We start from the raw sequence: 16,162 nt of genomic DNA, 5'->3' as shown, positions 1-16,162 counted from the left end.
GAAAACCTGCCGTCACACGCAGGCGCCGCTTCGGCGGCGGTCGTCCCGGCAACCCTCGTCCCCCCGGCCGATCGTGTTTCGTGACGAATGCCGGCGGAACTCCATGCAGGCGGGTTCGACTCCCGCCGGGTCCGGTTTCCATCACCGGCCCGTCGCTCAGCGGCCGAGCAATGGTTTCGCCATCCCTGGTCGTCACGCCTGCCTCGCGCGGCGAATGCCTGCGGGAGTCCATTGGTCAGAGCACCTGCCGCAAGGCAGGAGGTGGCGGTTCGAATCCGCCCGGGCCGCGAGGTCCGGTAGCTCACGAACACTCTCGCGAACCCTTGTCGCCGTACCAACGCAACCCTTTGAAAGGACCACAGATCGCAGCGAATGCCGGCCGGGATTCCATCAGGCAGCGGCGCAAGCCGTGAGGTTCGAGTCCTCGCCCGCACCGCGGTTCGCCGTGGTGCGGAAAGATCCCGCCACTCCTTGTCGCTGCACCCGAACGCATGGCGAATGCCGATGGAACTCCATGGATTGTCCCTCCCCAGGTCGCGGGTTCGACTCCCGCCGGGGCATCGCCCTCACGGGAATGCTCCGTAGCTCAGCGGTAGAGCAGGTGCCCGGCCGGGCCTCGGTCCGGTCGGGCAAAGTTTCATCACCCTTGTCGCCATGCGCCCTTCTGGACTCGAGGATCACCATCATGGACCGGACCTACGACCTTCTGACCGAAAGCTTCGCCCCGGCGCGCGACACGCGCGCCAAGCCGGTCAAGATGTGGACCCGCGGCGTGCCGGTCGATGACGGCTCGCGCCAGCAGTTGCTGAACACGGCGACGCTGCCGTTCATCCACAAGCATGTCGCGGCGATGCCGGACGTGCATTACGGCAAGGGCGCGACCATCGGGTCGGTGATCCCGACCCGTGGCGCGATCATCCCGGCGGCGGTCGGCGTCGACATCGGCTGCGGCATGTGCGCCGTGCGCACGACCCTGACCAGCCACCAGCTGCCGGACAGCCTGTCCGGGCTGCGCTCGGCGCTCGAGGCGGTGATCCCGGTCGGGATGGCCGATCATGGGCAAAAGGTGCCGCGCGCTTCGGAGAACGCCTGGTATTCGGGCTTCAAGCAGCGCTACGACCTGCTGCAGCAGAAGTACCCGGCGATCTCCACCCGGAACTCGCCGGCGCGGCAGATCGGCACGCTGGGCGGCGGCAACCACTTCATCGAGGTCTGCCTGGACCAGGACGACCGCGTCTGGGTGATGCTGCATTCCGGCTCGCGCGGGGTCGGCAACCGCATCGGCAGCTTCTTCATCGCCGCGGCGCGCCGGGAGATGGAGCGGCTGTTCATCCACCTGCCGGACCGGGACCTGGCCTATCTGGCCGAGGGCTCGGAGATGTTCGTCGACTACATGGACGCGGTCGGCTGGGCGCAGGACTACGCCCGCGCCAACCGGGACGTGATGCTGAAGCAGGCGCTGGCGGCGATGGCCGCCGCCTTCACCGATTTCGGCGTCACCGACGAGGCGATCAACTGCCACCACAACTACGTGGAGCGGGAGCATCACTTCGGCGAAAACGTCTGGGTCACCCGCAAGGGCGCCGTGCGCGCCCGCGAGGGCGATCTGGGCATCATCCCGGGATCGATGGGGGCGCGGTCCTTCATCGTCCGCGGCAAGGGCAACCCCGACAGCTTCTGCTCCTGTTCCCACGGGGCCGGGCGGGTGATGTCGCGGACCGAGGCCAAGCGGCGGTTCACGGTCGCCGACCATGCCGCCGCCACCGCGGGGATCGAGTGCCGCAAGGACGAGGGCGTCATCGACGAGACGCCCAAGGCCTACAAGGACATCGACGCCGTGATGGCCGCCCAGTCGGATCTGGTCGAGGTCGTGCACACGCTGCGCCAGATCGTCTGCGTGAAGGGGTAGAGACGCCACGGGCAGCGCGGTCCGGGCAGCCGGACCGCGCTGCCCGCCTTTGCTCGTGGTCTCAACAAGAAACGAAAGAACCGACCATGATCACGATCGACGGATCCCAGGGCGAGGGCGGGGGGCAGATCCTGCGCTCGGCCCTGACCCTGTCCCTGGCCACCGGAACCCCGTGCCGGATCGAGCGGATCCGCGCGGGCCGGACCAAGCCGGGCCTGCTGCGCCAGCGCCTGACCGCCGTGAAGGCGGCCGCCGCGATCAGCCGGGCCGCGGTGACGGGGGCCGAGCTGGGCTCGACCGCGCTCGGCTTCGCGCCGGGGCCGGTCATCCCCGGCGATTATGAGTTCGCCATCGGCTCGGCCGGGTCGACGCTCCTGGTGCTGCAGACCGTGCTGCTGCCGCTGGCACTGTCGGATGCCCCGTCGCGGCTGCGGCTGCAGGGCGGCACCCACGCCATGGCTGCGCCCAGCTTCGACTTCGCCGCGCGCGCCTTCCTGCCGCTGCTGCACCGCATGGGCTTCCACGCCCGGGCGGCGCTGCACCGGCACGGCTTCTATCCGGCGGGCGGCGGCGTCATCGAGGTCGAGGTCATGCCGCGCGGCCGGCCGGCACCGCTGATGCTGGACCGGCGCGGCGCCCTGCTGTCGCGCCGGGTGGAGGCGGTGGTCACCCATCTGCCGCTGCATGTCGCGACGCGGGAGATCGCAGCCGTCGCCAAGACCCTGTGCTGGCCGGAGGAGTCGGTCGTCCCCGGCCGCGCCGTGGCTGCGGGCGGACCGGGCAACTGCCTGACCGTGACGGTGGCGCATGAGCACGTGACCGAGGTCTTTACCGGCCATGGTCAGCCCGGCGTGCCGGCGGAGGCGATCGCCGCCGCGACGGCGAAGGCGGTGCGGCTGTATCTCGCCAGCCACGCCCCGGTCGGCCCGCATCTGGCGGACCAGCTGCTGCTGCCGATGGCGCTGGGCGCAGGCGGCCGGTTCCTGACGGTCGAGCCGACGCCGCACACCCTGACCAACATCGCGGTCATCGAGGCCTTCCTGGGCCCGCGGATCGCGGTCACCCGCCGCACCGGCGACGGCGTGCTGGTCACGGTGGACGGTCGAATGAGCAAGGAGGCGGCATGAACGCCGCCGCACCCAGGATCTGAACCACACTGCCCACTTCAAACGGGCGAGCCGAGCCGGCATCGTAATGGTGATCCTGCCGACTGCGGGCGTGGACTGCCGCGCTCTATTTGCCTATGCTATTCTCCAAGTATATGGCATTCTCGGAATAGGATTTATTCTGGATATACTGATGCCCCGCACCGGTTATGTTGTCTATGTGGATGAAGCTGGCGACGATGGCCTCAACCGGCCACTCCGAAGCGAGGACCCAAACGGTGTGTCCGAATGGCTCGTTATGTCAGCAGTGGTCGTAAGAGAATCAAATGCACAACTGGTCCACGCATGGATGAAGGACCTTATTTCAAAATTTGATCAGCATCAGATGACTCATATCCATTTTCGAAAGTTGCGGCACGACAAGAAAATACTTACGTGCACCTATCTATCAGACTTGCCAATTCGGATATTTTCTGTCTTATCTCATAAGAAAAATATGAAAAATTATGTAAACGTGAGAGCGCGTGAGTCTCAGAAGAACAAGACAGCTTGGTTCTATTGTTGGATGTCTAGATTATTGCTGGAAAGAGTTTCTGTATTTTGTGGCTCTCGGACACTCCATGATTATGGCGAGCCACGAAGCATGAGGGTCGAATTTTCCGATCGAGGTGGCGTCAATCTTCAGAGCATCACAGAGTATTTTCAATATCTCTCTGATCAGAGTCGATTGAATATGCTCTTTATCAAGGACTATGACCTGGACTGGATGGTATTTGATAAAGAAAACGTATTTCAACACCCAAATCAGGAGCGCCCCGGCCTTCAGCTAGCCGATGTTGTCGCCAGCGCCTTCTTCCAGGCCATAGAGCGGACCTCACAAGGAATTGTACGGCCGGATTATGCCAAATTGTTAGAACCGCGGGTCGCTCGGCATCCCAAACACAAAAGAATGTATGGCTTCGGCGTAAAGGTGATGCCGACCTGGATCCCATCCCGCCTTCCGTGCGACCAGCGAGAGATCCTGTCATTCTACGACAAATAGCGGCGAGCCCCCGGACCCTCTTTCACTGGTAGTGTTCGAGCCCACTCCTCGAGTTAGGCATCCGGCCAGCTGTCGCCATACGACGACAAGGGCAACCCGGGTCACTCGCCATAAATATAATATTAGAATCTCCTCAAAGAATCAATGGCTTGCTAAGCTCCTGATCTGATTCGCTTTTTGATTCCTTGGGTTCGAGAGGTATCGTTGGATCGAATTTTACTTCAACTCCCACCGGATAGAGGCCGGCCATTCGAGAGACAGCTCGCCCGAGGCGATGCTGCGCCCACATTCACGTCGATCGGAATTCGATAGGTCGGTTGGACCGACCAGACGCCCCTTCTCTGTACAGAATCAGCCCTTGCGCTGTCCCGCATGCAGCCAAGCAGCTTGGCTGAAAAGTCGTGACGGCATCCGGCATCTGAGCATAGCGCCCGGCCGGTGCGCTTGACACCGGCCGTCCCGGCTTGCGAGCCTGGGCCAGGAAGTGACACGGGGTGCCTGGAAACGGGCTGAGATCATACCCGTCGAACCTGATCTGGGTCATGCCAGCGAAGGGAGCCGTCACGCGATGCCCGCATGGGCCCCGGATCCTCAGGATCGATCGCCGACCGCCCTTCGCCGGAGGAGGAGCGGAATGGCTGTTGCGGCACCGGAACCGGGGCGGCGCTTCGACCTGTCGGTCTATCTGGTCACCGACACGCGACTGAGCGGGCCGCGCGGCGTCGCTGCCGTGGCCGCCGCGGCGGCACAAGGCGGCGTCAGCATCGTGCAGTTGCGCGACCCCGACGCCACCACCCGGGCGCTGATCGCCGCGGCCGAGGCGCTGCAGGCGGTGCTGGCGCCGCACGGCGTGAAGCTGGTGATCAACGACCGGGTCGATGTCGCGCTGGCGGTCGGCGCGGACGGCGTCCATCTCGGCGACCGCGACATGCCGGCGGCGACGGCGCGGCGCCTGCTGGGCCCCGGCCGCATCGTCGGCGTCACCGTGCATGACGCGGCCGAGGCGCGGGCGGTCGACACCGAAATCGCCGACTATGCCGGCATCGGCCCGGTCTTCGCCACCACGACCAAGACCGAGGCCCGGCCGGCGATCGGGGTCGACGGGTTCCGGGCGCTGCGCCGGCTGGTGCCGCTGCCCGTGGTCGGCATCGGCGGCATCGACGCGGCCCGCACCGCCGAGGTGATCGCGGCCGGGGCCGACGGCGTCGCCGTTGTCTCGGCGATCTGCGCCGCGCCCGACCCCGAGGCGGCGGCCCGGGCCATCGCCGCGGCGGTGGCGGAAGGACGGGCGCGATGATTCCGAACGTGCTCACCATCGCCGGCACCGATCCGTCGGGCGGCGCCGGCATCCAGGCCGACCTGAAGACCTTCGGCGCCCTCGGCGCCTATGGCTGCGCGGTGATCACGGCCCTGGTCGCCCAGAACACCCGCGGGGTGCAGGCGGTGGAGCTGGTGCCGGCGGCCTTCGTCGCCAAGCAGATCGACTGCCTGCTGGCCGATGTCCGGATCGACGCGGTCAAGATCGGCATGCTGGCGACCGGCGAGATCGTGCGCACAGTGGCCGACGCGCTGCGCCGGCATGGGCTGACCCGGGTGGTGGTCGATCCGGTGATGGTGGCGAAGAGCGGCGACCGGCTGCTCGACCGCGACGCCGTGGCGGCGCTGCGCGAGGAGCTGCTGCCGCTGGCCACCGTGGTCACCCCGAACCTGCCGGAGGCCGCCGACCTGCTGGGCCGCGCGCCGGCGCGGCGCCGGGAGGAGATGCCGGAGATCGCCGCGGCACTGCTGGCGCTCGGCCCCCGGGCGGTGCTGCTGAAGGGCGGCCATCTGGCGGAGGCGGAGAGCCCGGATCTGCTGCTCAGCGCGGCCGGATCTTTGACCCTGGCGGCACCACGAATCGCCACCCGCAACACCCACGGCACCGGCTGCACCCTGTCCGCGGCGATCGCGGCGCTGCTGCCGCAGCGGCCCGACCTGGAGACGGCGGTGCGCGAGGCGAAGACCTATCTGACCGGGGCGCTGGAAGCGGCCGACCGCCTGTCCGTCGGCGGCGGCCACGGGCCGCTGCACCATTTCCATGCGTRGTGGGGGTAGCTTGCGCCTGTAGGTTGGGTTCGCCTCGGCGAACCCAACACTGCAACGCTCCGGCTGCGCGATGTTGGGTTCGCGAACGCGAACCCAACCTACGATTTCAGCCTCAGCCGACCTTGTTCTTGTTGTAGACGTCGAAGGCCACGGCGGCGAGCAGGACCAGGCCCTTGATCACCATCTGCAGGTCGATGCCGAGGCCGAGGATCGACATGCCGTTGTTCATCACGCCCATGATGAAGGCACCGATCACCACGCCGGTGATCTTGCCGACGCCGCCCGAGGCCGAGGCGCCGCCGATGAAGCAGGCGGCGATGGCGTCGAGCTCGTACTGGTTGCCGGCCTGCGGCGTCGCCGAGGTCAGGCGCGCCGTGGTGATCAGCCCGGCCAACGCCGCCAGCACGCCCATGTTGACGAAGGTCAGGAACACCAGCTTCTCGGTGTTGATGCCGGACAGCTTGGCCGCCTTCTCGTTGCCGCCGACCGCGTAGATGCGGCGGCCGAGCGTGGTGCGGGTGGTGACGAAGGCGTAGAGCACCACCAGCACACCCATCAGGATCAGGATGTTGGGCAGGCCGTTATAGGTGGCCAGCAGGTAGCCGAGCCCGGCCAGCGCCACCAGCGTCGCCACGTTCTTGATGATGAAGAACAGCAGCGGCTCCTGCTCGACCCCGTGCTGGATCTCGTTGCGCCGMTTCTTGACGTTGAACCACACCAGGATCAGCGGCACGGCCAGGCTGATCAGCAGCGTGGTGATCCAGACCTTGCCGTTGCCGGTGAACAGCTCCGGCAGCGAGCCGAACGGCTCGAAGATGAAGCCCGAGGACATCTTCTGGAATTCGACCGGCACCGGGCCGGCGCGCTCGCCGTTCAGCACCATGATGCAGAGGCCGCGGAAGGCCAGCATTCCCGCCAGGGTGACGATGAAGGACGGGATCTTGCGGTAGGCGATGAAATAGCCCTGGGCGGCCCCGATCACCGCGCCCAGCGCCAGGCAGGCGATGGCCGAGAGCCAGGGGTTGATGCCCTGCCACACCATCAGCGCGCCGCCGACCGCGCCGACGAATCCCGCGACCGAGCCGACCGACAGGTCGATATGGCCGCTGACGATGACCAGCAGCATGCCGAAGGCCAGCACGATGACATAGGCGTTCTGCTGGATCAGGTTGCTGAGGTTCAGCGGCGTGAACAGCCGGCCGTCGGTCGCGACCTGAAAGAAGATCATGATCGCGACCAGCGAGAGCAGCATCGCGTATTCGCGAATGTTGTTCTTCAGGAACTCGCCGATCCGGGTGTTCACGCGCTCCTGCAGGGCGGTGGTGTCGGTGGTCATGGCCGTGCTTCCTTAGACCCGTTCTCTCGAGCGCATGATGGCCCGCATGATGTTTTCCTGAGAGGCTTCCTTGGCCGGCATCTCGGCGCAGATCCGGCCTTCGTTCATGACGTAGATCCGGTCGCACATGCCCAGCAGCTCGGGCATTTCCGACGAGATCATGATCACGCCCTTCCCGGACGCCACCAGCTGGTTGATGATCGTGTAGATCTCGTATTTGGCGCCGACATCGATGCCGCGGGTCGGCTCGTCGAGGATCAGCACCTCGGGCTCCGCGAACAGCCACTTGCTCAGCACCACCTTCTGCTGGTTGCCGCCGGACAGGTTGACCGTCCGCTGCTGCACGCCGGAGGAGCGGATGTTGAGCTTGCGCCGGTAGTCGAAGGCGACACCGAGCTCGCGCATCTCGTCGATGACGCCGCTGCGGGCGACGCCGGGAAGATGGGCCAGCGGGATGTTGTGCTGGATCGAATCGCCCAGCACCAGCCCCAGCTGCTTGCGGTCCTCGGTGACATAGGCGAGGCCGGCGGCGATCGCCTTGGGCACGGTGCCGAGGTCCGCCGGCTCGCCCCGCATGGTGACGGTGCCGGTGATCTTCTGGCCGTAGGCCCGGCCGAACACGCTCATCGCGAACTCGGTCCGCCCCGCCCCCATCAGCCCGGCGATGCCCACCACCTCGCCGGCGCGGACATGCAGGTCGATGCCCTTGATCATCTGCCGGTCGGAATGCAGCGGGTGATAGACGCTCCAGCCCTTCACCGCGAGCAGGGTCTCGCCCAGCTTCGGCTCGCGCTCGGGATAGCGGTCGGTCAGGTCGCGCCCGACCATGCCCTTGATGATGCGGTCCTCGTTGACCAGCCCGCCCTGGGCATCGAGCGTCTCGATGGTCGAGCCGTCGCGCAGGATGGTGATCGAATCCGCGACCTTGGTGATCTCGTTCAGCTTGTGCGAGATCAGGATCGAGGAGATGCCCTGGCGCTTGAACTCCAGCAGCAGATCCAGGAGCGCGTTGCTGTCGCTCTCGTTCAGGCTGGCCGTCGGCTCGTCGAGGATCAGGAGCTTGACCTCCTTCGACAGGGCCTTGGCGATCTCGACCAGCTGCTGCTTGCCGACGCCGATATTGGTGACCAGCGTCGCCRGGTTCTCCTTCAACCCGACCTTGGTCAGGAGCGCCCGGGCCCGGACCAGCGTCTCGTTCCAGTCGATGACGCCGCGAGAGGCGACCTCGTTGCCGAGGAACAGGTTCTCGGCGATCGACAGGAGCGGCACCAGCGCCAGCTCCTGATGGATGATGATGATGCCGGCGTGCTCGCTGTCCGCGATCGAGCGGAAATGCCGCTCCTTCCCCTCGAACCAGATCTCGCCCTCGTAGGAGCCGTGGGGGTAGACGCCGGACAGGACCTTCATCAACGTCGACTTGCCGGCGCCGTTCTCGCCGACCACGGCATGGATCTCGCCGCGCCTGACCGCGAGGTTGACGTCGCTGAGCGCCTTCACGCCCGGGAACGTCTTGGTGATCCCGCGCATCTCCAGGATCGTATCGACCGTGGGGTTAACTGTATCCACCTCAGGGCTCCGCTCGCCTCGGGCGCCACCAGCCTGCCGCCGAACCGCGGCAGGCGCAAGGACAGGGCCCCGCGCCGGACGGCACGGGGCCCTGCGGGCACATCAGATTACTTCAGCTGGTCGGCTTTGTAGTAGCCGCTGTCGACCAGCACCTTCTGGACGTCGGCCTTGGTCACCGGCACCGGCACCAGCAGGTAGGACGGCACCACCTTGACCCCGTTGTTGTAGGTCTTGGTGTCGTTCACCTGCGGCTCCTTGCCGCCCATCACGGCGTCGATCATGTCGACGGTGACCTTGGCGAGGTCGCGGGTGTCCTTGAACACGGTCGAGTACTGCTCGCCGGCGAGGATCGACTTGACCGACGGAACCTCGGCGTCCTGGCCGGAGACGAAGGGCAGCGGCCGGTCGCCCGTGCCGTAGCCGACCGCCTTCAGCGAGGCGATGATGCCCATCGACAGGCCGTCATAGGGCGACAGCACCGCGTCGACCTTCTTGTCGCCGTAATAGGCCGACAGCAGGTTGTCCATGCGGGCCTGGGCGGTGGCGGCGTCCCAGCGCAGGATGCCGACCTTGTCCATGCCCATCTGGCCGCTCGGCACCGCGATCTTCTTGCTGTCGATGTAGGGCTGCAGCACCGACATCGCGCCGTTGTAGAAGAAGAAGGCGTTGTTGTCGTCCGGCGAGCCGCCGAACAGCTCGACGTTGAACGGGCCCTTGCCGTTCTTCAGGCCGAGGGCGTCGACCAGCGAGCCGGCCTGCAGCACACCGACCTGGAAGTTGTCGAAGGTGGTGTAGTAGTCGACATTCGGCGTGTCGCGGATCAGGCGGTCATAGGCGATGACCTTGATCCCGGCGTCGTGCGCCTGCTGCAGCACCGAGGACAGGGTGGTGCCGTCGATCGCGGCGATCACCAGCACCTTGGCGCCCTTGGTGACCATATTCTCGATCTGCGACAGCTGGGTCGGGATGTCGTCGCCGGCATATTGCAGGTCGGCGTCGTAGCCCTTGGCCTGCAGCGACTTGACCATGTTGTCGCCGTCGGCGATCCAGCGCGCCGAGGTCTTGGTCGGCATCGAGACGCCGACGAGCCCCTTCTCGGCCGCCTGAGCGGACAGCGCGAAGGCGGACAGCCCCAGCGCCAGTGCCGTGATGGATGAGATCAGCTTCACCGTTTTCTCCCTCTGCTAAACTCTTCTGCGCCCGGGCCGGCCGTTGCGGCACGATCCCGGCGCATTGTTGCCGCATGGCTGCCCATGATGCCGCAGCGACGCCGGCTGTTCCAGCCGGCCTGTCCGCGGTCACGAACCTTCTGTGAATTCGACACCGGCGATCCCGCGGGATGCCGATCGGCGGCCGAGCCTCCGCGCACGCTCCTGGCGGAACGCCGGACAGCCTGCCGCCGGTGGATCAAGCCCGACGCCTCGTCGATGTGATGAAATCCATATGCTCCTCCCTGTGAACGCGACTGCGACGCTCTGTGGTTGCTTGGGGTCGGCCCTGCCGGTCCAATCCTCATACAATTTGGCGTAATCTCTCGCCGAGCCGTCGCGCTGTCAAGCGCCGCCGCGGAAGCAAGGCAATCGTTCACTTTATGAGGCTTTCGAGCACGCGGCGTTGCCTCTCCCGCTTGCGGGAGAGGTCGGAGACGCGAAGCGGCTCCGGGTGAGGGCTCTTTGTCGAGGCCGGTGCCAGCCCTCACCCGCCAGGCGGGAGAGGCAACGCAAAGGCGGGAGGAGTGCGCGCCCTACTTCCTGGGCCGCAGGGTCGGGAACAGGATGACGTCGCGGATCGAGGCCGAGTTGGTGACCAGCATCACCAGCCGGTCGATGCCGACGCCCATGCCGCCGGACGGCGGCAGGCCGTATTCCAGCGCGGTGACGTAGTCGCGATCCATCATCTGGGCCTCGTCGTCGCCGGCGTCGCGGGCCGCGACCTGGGCGGCGAAGCGCTCATACTGGTCCTGCGGGTCGCTGAGCTCGGAGAAGGCGTTGGCGATCTCCCAGCCATTGGCATAGGTCTCGAACCGCTCGGTCAGGCGCGGGTCGCTGCGATGCGCCTTGGCCAGCGGCGAGATCTCCTTCGGCATGTCGGTGACATGGGTCGGCTGGATCAGCGTGTGCTCGACCGTCTCGCCGAACACCAGCTCCACCACCTGGCCCCAGTTCTCGCGGCCGGAAACCTTGAGCTGCAGGCCGCGAGCAGCGTCCCGCGCGGCCTCGGCGCCCTCGATCTGCAGGAAGTCGACGCCGGTCGCCTCCTTGACCAGCTCGGTCATCGGGGCGCGGCGGTACTGGCCACCGAACTCGATCGAATGCTCGCCGAAAGTCACCGTGGTGCCGCCGGTCGCAGCCTTCGCCGCGGCGGCGAAGATGTCCTCGGCCAGCGCCATCATGTCGGTGTAGTCGGCATAGGCCTGGTACAGCTCGAGCATCGTGAACTCCGGATTGTGCCGGGTCGAAATGCCCTCGTTGCGGAAGTTGCGGTTGATCTCGAACACCCGCTCGGACACGCCGCCGACGATCAGCCGCTTCAGGTACAGCTCCGGCGCGATGCGCAGGTACAGGTCCATGTCGAGCGTGTTGTGATGGGTCACGAACGGCTTGGCCGAGGCGCCGCCCAGGATGGGGTGCAGCATCGGCGTCTCGACCTCGAGGAAGCCGCGGTCCTGCATCAGCCGGCGGATATCGGCGACGATCCGGCTGCGGGCGCGGAAGGTCTCGCGGCTCTCCTCGCTCATGATCAGGTCGAGATAACGCTGGCGGTAGCGGGCCTCGACATCGGTCAGGCCGTGATACTTCTCCGGCAGCGGCAGCAGCGTCTTGGCCAGCAGGGTGACGTGCCGGACGTTGATGGTCAGCTCGCCGCGCTTGGTCCGGCGGATGAAGCCCTCGACGCCGATCAGGTCGCCGATGTCGAGCAGCCCGACCAGCTCCAGCGTCGCCGGGTCGGCGTAATCCTTGTGGCAGAACACCTGGATCTTGCCGCTGACGTCGTGCAGGTCGATGAACATGCCGCTGTTGCGGTACGCCCGGATGCGGCCGGCGATGCGGACCACGTCCTCCGGCTTCTCCGCCTCGGCCGGCAGATCGGCATAGCGCGCCTGCAGCCCGGCGGCGTCGGCCGTCTTCTCGTAGTGGTAGGGGTAGGGATCGATCCCCTTCGCCCGCAGCGCCCGCAATTTCTCCAGCCGCGGCGTCTTCAGCGGGTTGTCGGCATCGTCGTGCGGGGCGCGGACGCTCTCGACGCTGTCGGACATGATCGGACTCCAGGGGCAGGGAAACACAAGGCGGACAAACGGCGGATCGCGTCCTCTACCCGCCGCATCCGGGGGGTGCAAGCCGGTTCCGCGCATGGCCCCCTTCTTCTCGAGGCAGCGACCGTTTTCGATATCCGAATGTTTCACGACTGTTTATGAGAAATAGAGTCATACTTCAGTAATCGAAGCCGGCATCGCAACCGACCGGCAGCAATGGGCAGCGAGGACGCCGGAGATGAGAGACAGTGTTTCCCGGATGGCAATCGCGRCCACCGTCGCCGCCGGCTTGGCCGCCTGCACCGACACCACGCCCTGGGCCTATCCGACCGAAGCCGGGGCCACGGCCGAACGCCCGACGGTGATCGCGGCCGAGCCCGTGCGCGTCGCCGCGGCGGCGCCGGCCTACACCGCGCCGCAGGTGATCGCGACCGCGCCCGCCCGCGTCTCACCACCGCCGCCCACCGTGACCTATGCGCCGCCGCGCCCCGTTCCGGCCCCGGTGGTCATGGCCCCGCCGCCGCCCCCGGCGGTGGTGGCGCCGCGCGTGGTCGTCGCGGCTCCCCCGCGCGTGGTTCAGCCGGCGCCGGTCACGGTGATCGCAGCCCCCGCCGCGACCACCGTCTATGTCCCGGCCCGGCCGATGCTGATGGAGAAGAGCGGCCTGATCGACTTCGTGCTGACCGACGGTGCCGGCCGGCCCGACGGGGTGATCCTGAAGGACAAGACCGTGATCCGCTTCTCCCCGGCCTTCGCCCTGGCCATGGACCCCGACCGCAGCCGCCTGGCCCCCGGCCGGCCGATCGTGGTGCGCGGCACCATCTCCGGCGGTCGCCGGAACCCGGCGCTGGAGGCGATCGAGATGGGCACCGACATCTACTCGATGGTGACGCTGGGCTACTGACCGGCGTCAATTCGGCTTTGGACCGCCGGTCCCATCTGGTGCAGGAAGTGTCACCCACCTCCTGCTCCGCCGTTTGCCCGTGACCCTGCCCCCTCTCCCGATCGACACGGCCCTGCCGCCGCTGCGCGCCGCTTTGGCCGAGCACGGCCGCGCCGTGCTGCAGGCGCCGCCCGGCGCCGGCAAGACCACGCGGGTGCCGCTGGCGCTGCTGGGCGAACCCTGGCTGGACGGCGGCAGGATCATCATGCTGGAGCCGCGGCGGATCGCGGCCCGCGCCGCCGCCGGCCACATGGCCTCGCTGCTGGGCGAGAAGGCCGGCGACACCGTCGGCTACCGCATCCGCATGGACCGCAAGGTCGGCCCGAACACCCGGATCGAGGTGGTGACCGAGGGCATCCTGACCCGGATGCTGCAGGACGACCCGGCGCTGGAGGGCGTCGGCGCCGTGATCTTCGACGAGTTCCACGAGCGCAGCCTGAACGCCGATCTGGGCCTGGCCCTGGCGCTGGAGACGGCAGTGCTGCGCGACGATCTGCGCCTGCTGGTGATGTCGGCGACGCTGGATGGCGCGCCGGTGGCGCGCCTGCTGGGCGACGCGCCGGTGGTCAGCTCCGAGGGCCGGGCGTATCCGGTCGAGACGCATCACCGCCCGCCCCGCCCCGGCGAGGCGATCGAGGACGCGGTCGCCCGGGCGGTGCGTGACGCGCTGGCGGAGGAGACGGGCAGCCTGCTGGTGTTCCTGCCCGGCGCGCGAGAGATCCGGCGGGTGCAGGCGAAGCTGTCCGGCCTCGGTGACGGCGTCATCGTGGCGCCGCTCTATGGCGACCTGCCGGCGGCGGCGCAGGACCAGGCGATCCGCCCGGCGCCGGCCGGGACGCGCAAGGTGGTGCTGGCCACCAACATCGCCGAGACCAGCCTGACCATCGAGGGCGTGCGGGTGGTGATCGACAGCGGCCTGGCCCGAGCGCCGCGCTTCGATCCGCGCACCGGCATGAGCCGGCTGGAGACGGTGACCATCGCCCGCGCCGCCGCCGACCAGCGCCGCGGCCGCGCCGGCCGGACCGAGCCCGGTATGTGCTGGCGCCTGTGGGCCAAAGCCGGCGAGGGCGCCATGGCGCCGTTCGATCCGCCCGAGATCCTGGTCGCCGACCTGGCGCCGCTGGCGCTGGAGCTGGCCTTGTGGGGTGGCGCGGACCTCGCTTGGCTGGACCCGCCGCCGGCTGCCACGCTGGCCCAGGCGCGAGCGCTGCTGACGGACCTTGGGGCCATCGATGGCGATGGCCGGCCGACGGCCCATGGCAAGGCGATGGCGAGGCTGCCGCTGCATCCGCGCTTAGCCCATATGGTGCTGCGCGCCAAGGCCGAGGGCGTCGGCAGCACGGCGGCGGAGCTGGCGGCGATCCTGGAAGGGCGCCGGCCGTCATCGGAGACCGACCTGCGTGCCGCGATCGAGATCCTGCATCGCGATCGCGGCGACCCGGCCGTCGCCCGGCTGCGCGAGGCGGCGCGCGACATCGCCCGGCGCTTCGACCTCAAGGGCGGCGGTGGGGATGCCGGCAGCCTGCTGGCCCTGGCCTATCCCGACCGGGTGGCCAAGCGCCGGCCGGGGGCGCGCGGCAGCTTTCTCCTCGCCAATGGCCGCGGCGCGGCGCTGCGGGACAGCGATCCACTGACCGGCGCGGACTACCTGGCCGTCGCCGAGACCGACGATGCCGGGCGCGAGGCCCGCATCCTCGCCGCCGCGCCGCTGGACGAGACGACGCTGGAGGCGGTGCTGGGCGACCGCATCGCCTGGGTCGAGACCGTCGCCTGGGATCCCTCGGAGCAGGCCGTCGCCGCCCGCCGCCAGCGCCGGCTTGGCGCGCTGGTGCTGGCCGATGCGGCGCTGCCGAACCCGGACCCCGCCGCCGTCGCCGCGGCACTGCTGGAGGGGGTGCGACGGCTCGGCCTCGATGCCCTGCCCTGGCGCGAGGGCGCGATGGCGCTGCGCCGGCGCACCGGCTTCGCCCGGGCGCTGGAGGGCGAAGCCTGGCCCGACTGGTCGGATGCCGCCCTGAACGAAACGCTGGATGAGTGGCTGGGGCCGCATCTCGGCGGGATGCGGCGGCGCAGCGATCTGGACCGGCTGGACCTGGCGCAGATTTTGTCCACGGCGCTGGGCTGGGAGCGGCAGCGCGCGCTGGACGGCCTGGCGCCGGCGACGATCCCGATCCCGAGCGGCCGGCGCGCCACGATCGACTATGCCGATCCGGCCCAGCCGGTGCTGGCGGTCAAGCTGCAGGAGATGTTCGGCCAAGCCGAGACACCGCGCGTCGGCGGAGGTCGGGTGCCGGTGGCGATCCATCTGCTGTCGCCGGCCGGGCGGCCGCTGCAGGTGACCCGCGACCTTGCCGGCTTCTGGGCCGGCAGCTATGCCGAAGTGCGCAAGGACATGCGCGGCCGCTACCCGCGCCACCCTTGGCCGGACGATCCGCTGGCGGCCCCGGCCACCGCGCGGGCCAAGCCGCGCGGCAGCTGAGGCCGCCGCGGCTAAGCTATATCCGTCCCATCAGGACCAGGATCAGCAGGACGACGACGATCACGCCGAGAATCCCGCTCGGGCCATAGCCCCAGCCGCTGCTGTACGGCCAGGACGGAAAGGCGCCGATCAACAGGACGATGAGGATGATCAGCAGGATGGTTCCGATACCCATGACGGCACCTCGCCGTTGTTCGTGGTGATTCCCTCAATAGGTGTTGGGAAATTTCAGTTCCTACCGGCCGGGCCAGTCAGTCGCGCTTCGACCGCATCGCCACTGCGCCGATCACCGCCGCCAGGGCCAGCCCGGCGGCGAAGCCGATGCCCATGCCCCACAGCCCGATGCTGCCGCTGCCAAGCAGATGGCCGGCCACGGCGCCGAGCAGCGCCAGGATGAAGGGCAGGAAGCAGCCGATCAGAACCATCGTGTCATCCTCTGCGCA

At 68.0% G+C, this 16,162-nt stretch carries 13 protein-coding genes and 1 riboswitch; of the genes, 7 read left to right on the top strand and 6 right to left on the bottom strand.

Features of this window, described 5'->3' with window-relative positions; all coding sequences use genetic code 11:
• Positions 1-685: 685 nt before the first annotated feature.
• The 5 genes from AB4Z01_RS17955 to thiD all read left to right on the top strand — a co-directional run bounded on the left by AB4Z01_RS17955 (position 686) and on the right by thiD (position 6,151).
• A complete protein-coding gene (locus tag AB4Z01_RS17955; RefSeq protein ID WP_441695909.1) occupies positions 686-1,909 on the top strand; it encodes an RtcB family protein in 1,224 nt (407 codons plus the stop codon).
• A gap of 86 nt (positions 1,910-1,995) precedes the next feature.
• Positions 1,996-3,036: an RNA 3'-terminal phosphate cyclase gene (gene rtcA / locus AB4Z01_RS17950; protein ID WP_441695908.1), complete on the top strand. Its 1,041-nt coding sequence runs from the start codon at positions 1,996-1,998 to the stop codon at positions 3,034-3,036.
• 67 nt (positions 3,037-3,103) lie between these two features.
• Complete coding sequence (locus AB4Z01_RS17945) at positions 3,104-4,057, top strand: DUF3800 domain-containing protein (RefSeq protein ID WP_441695907.1); 954 nt, start codon at positions 3,104-3,106, stop codon at positions 4,055-4,057.
• A gap of 480 nt (positions 4,058-4,537) precedes the next feature.
• Positions 4,538-4,633: riboswitch (TPP riboswitch) on the top strand.
• A 58-nt stretch (positions 4,634-4,691) separates the two neighbouring features.
• The gene (gene thiE, locus AB4Z01_RS17940; protein ID WP_441695906.1) at positions 4,692-5,354 is read left to right on the top strand and encodes a thiamine phosphate synthase; all 663 of its coding nucleotides are present in this window, start codon (positions 4,692-4,694) and stop codon (positions 5,352-5,354) included.
• Positions 5,351-6,151 (top strand): bifunctional hydroxymethylpyrimidine kinase/phosphomethylpyrimidine kinase, encoded by an 801-nt coding sequence (thiD, locus tag AB4Z01_RS17935; RefSeq protein ID WP_441695905.1) that lies wholly within the window; start codon positions 5,351-5,353, stop codon positions 6,149-6,151. The genes thiE and thiD overlap by 4 nt, the downstream gene beginning before the upstream one ends.
• A 103-nt stretch (positions 6,152-6,254) precedes the next feature.
• On the opposite strand, the gene mmsB is transcribed toward thiD, so the two are convergent.
• The 4 genes from mmsB to lysS form a co-directional block, all read right to left on the bottom strand.
• Positions 6,255-7,478: a multiple monosaccharide ABC transporter permease gene (gene mmsB / locus AB4Z01_RS17930; RefSeq protein WP_441695904.1), complete on the bottom strand. Its 1,224-nt coding sequence runs from the start codon at positions 7,476-7,478 to the stop codon at positions 6,255-6,257.
• A gap of 12 nt (positions 7,479-7,490) precedes the next feature.
• Entirely contained in the window at positions 7,491-9,044 is a 1,554-nt protein-coding gene (gene mmsA, locus AB4Z01_RS17925) for a multiple monosaccharide ABC transporter ATP-binding protein (RefSeq protein WP_441695903.1), read from the bottom strand.
• A gap of 107 nt (positions 9,045-9,151) precedes the next feature.
• Positions 9,152-10,213 (bottom strand): multiple monosaccharide ABC transporter substrate-binding protein, encoded by a 1,062-nt coding sequence (chvE, locus tag AB4Z01_RS17920; RefSeq protein WP_441695902.1) that lies wholly within the window; start codon positions 10,211-10,213, stop codon positions 9,152-9,154.
• 575 nt (positions 10,214-10,788) lie between these two features.
• A complete protein-coding gene (gene lysS / locus AB4Z01_RS17915) occupies positions 10,789-12,300 on the bottom strand; it encodes a lysine--tRNA ligase (protein WP_441695901.1) in 1,512 nt (503 codons plus the stop codon).
• Between the two features lie 256 nt (positions 12,301-12,556).
• Here lysS and AB4Z01_RS17910 point away from each other — a divergent pair, with 256 nt between their 5' ends.
• Together AB4Z01_RS17910 and hrpB are read left to right on the top strand one after the other, a co-directional pair.
• Positions 12,557-13,201: a hypothetical protein gene (locus AB4Z01_RS17910; RefSeq protein WP_441695900.1), complete on the top strand. Its 645-nt coding sequence runs from the start codon at positions 12,557-12,559 to the stop codon at positions 13,199-13,201.
• Positions 13,202-13,280: 79 nt separating this feature from the next.
• On the top strand, positions 13,281-15,719 hold the full coding sequence (gene hrpB, locus AB4Z01_RS17905; RefSeq protein ID WP_441695899.1) for an ATP-dependent helicase HrpB: 2,439 nt from the start codon (positions 13,281-13,283) through the stop codon (positions 15,717-15,719).
• A gap of 16 nt (positions 15,720-15,735) precedes the next feature.
• Here the strand turns inward: hrpB and AB4Z01_RS17900 are convergent, their stop codons facing one another.
• Complete coding sequence (locus AB4Z01_RS17900; RefSeq protein WP_429224481.1) at positions 15,736-15,894, bottom strand: DUF3309 family protein; 159 nt, start codon at positions 15,892-15,894, stop codon at positions 15,736-15,738.
• A 76-nt stretch (positions 15,895-15,970) separates the two neighbouring features.
• Positions 15,971-16,144, bottom strand: a complete 174-nt coding sequence (locus tag AB4Z01_RS17895) for a hypothetical protein (RefSeq protein WP_429224482.1) — start codon at positions 16,142-16,144, stop codon at positions 15,971-15,973.
• Positions 16,145-16,162 lie beyond the last annotated feature (18 nt).

Origin of the sequence: Inquilinus sp. YAF38, assembly GCF_052113205.1 — a bacterium.
GTDB lineage: Bacteria > Pseudomonadota > Alphaproteobacteria > DSM-16000 > Inquilinaceae > Inquilinus.
Note: the sequence above shows the minus strand (reverse complement) of the source record. Positions and strands in the feature narration are given on the sequence as shown.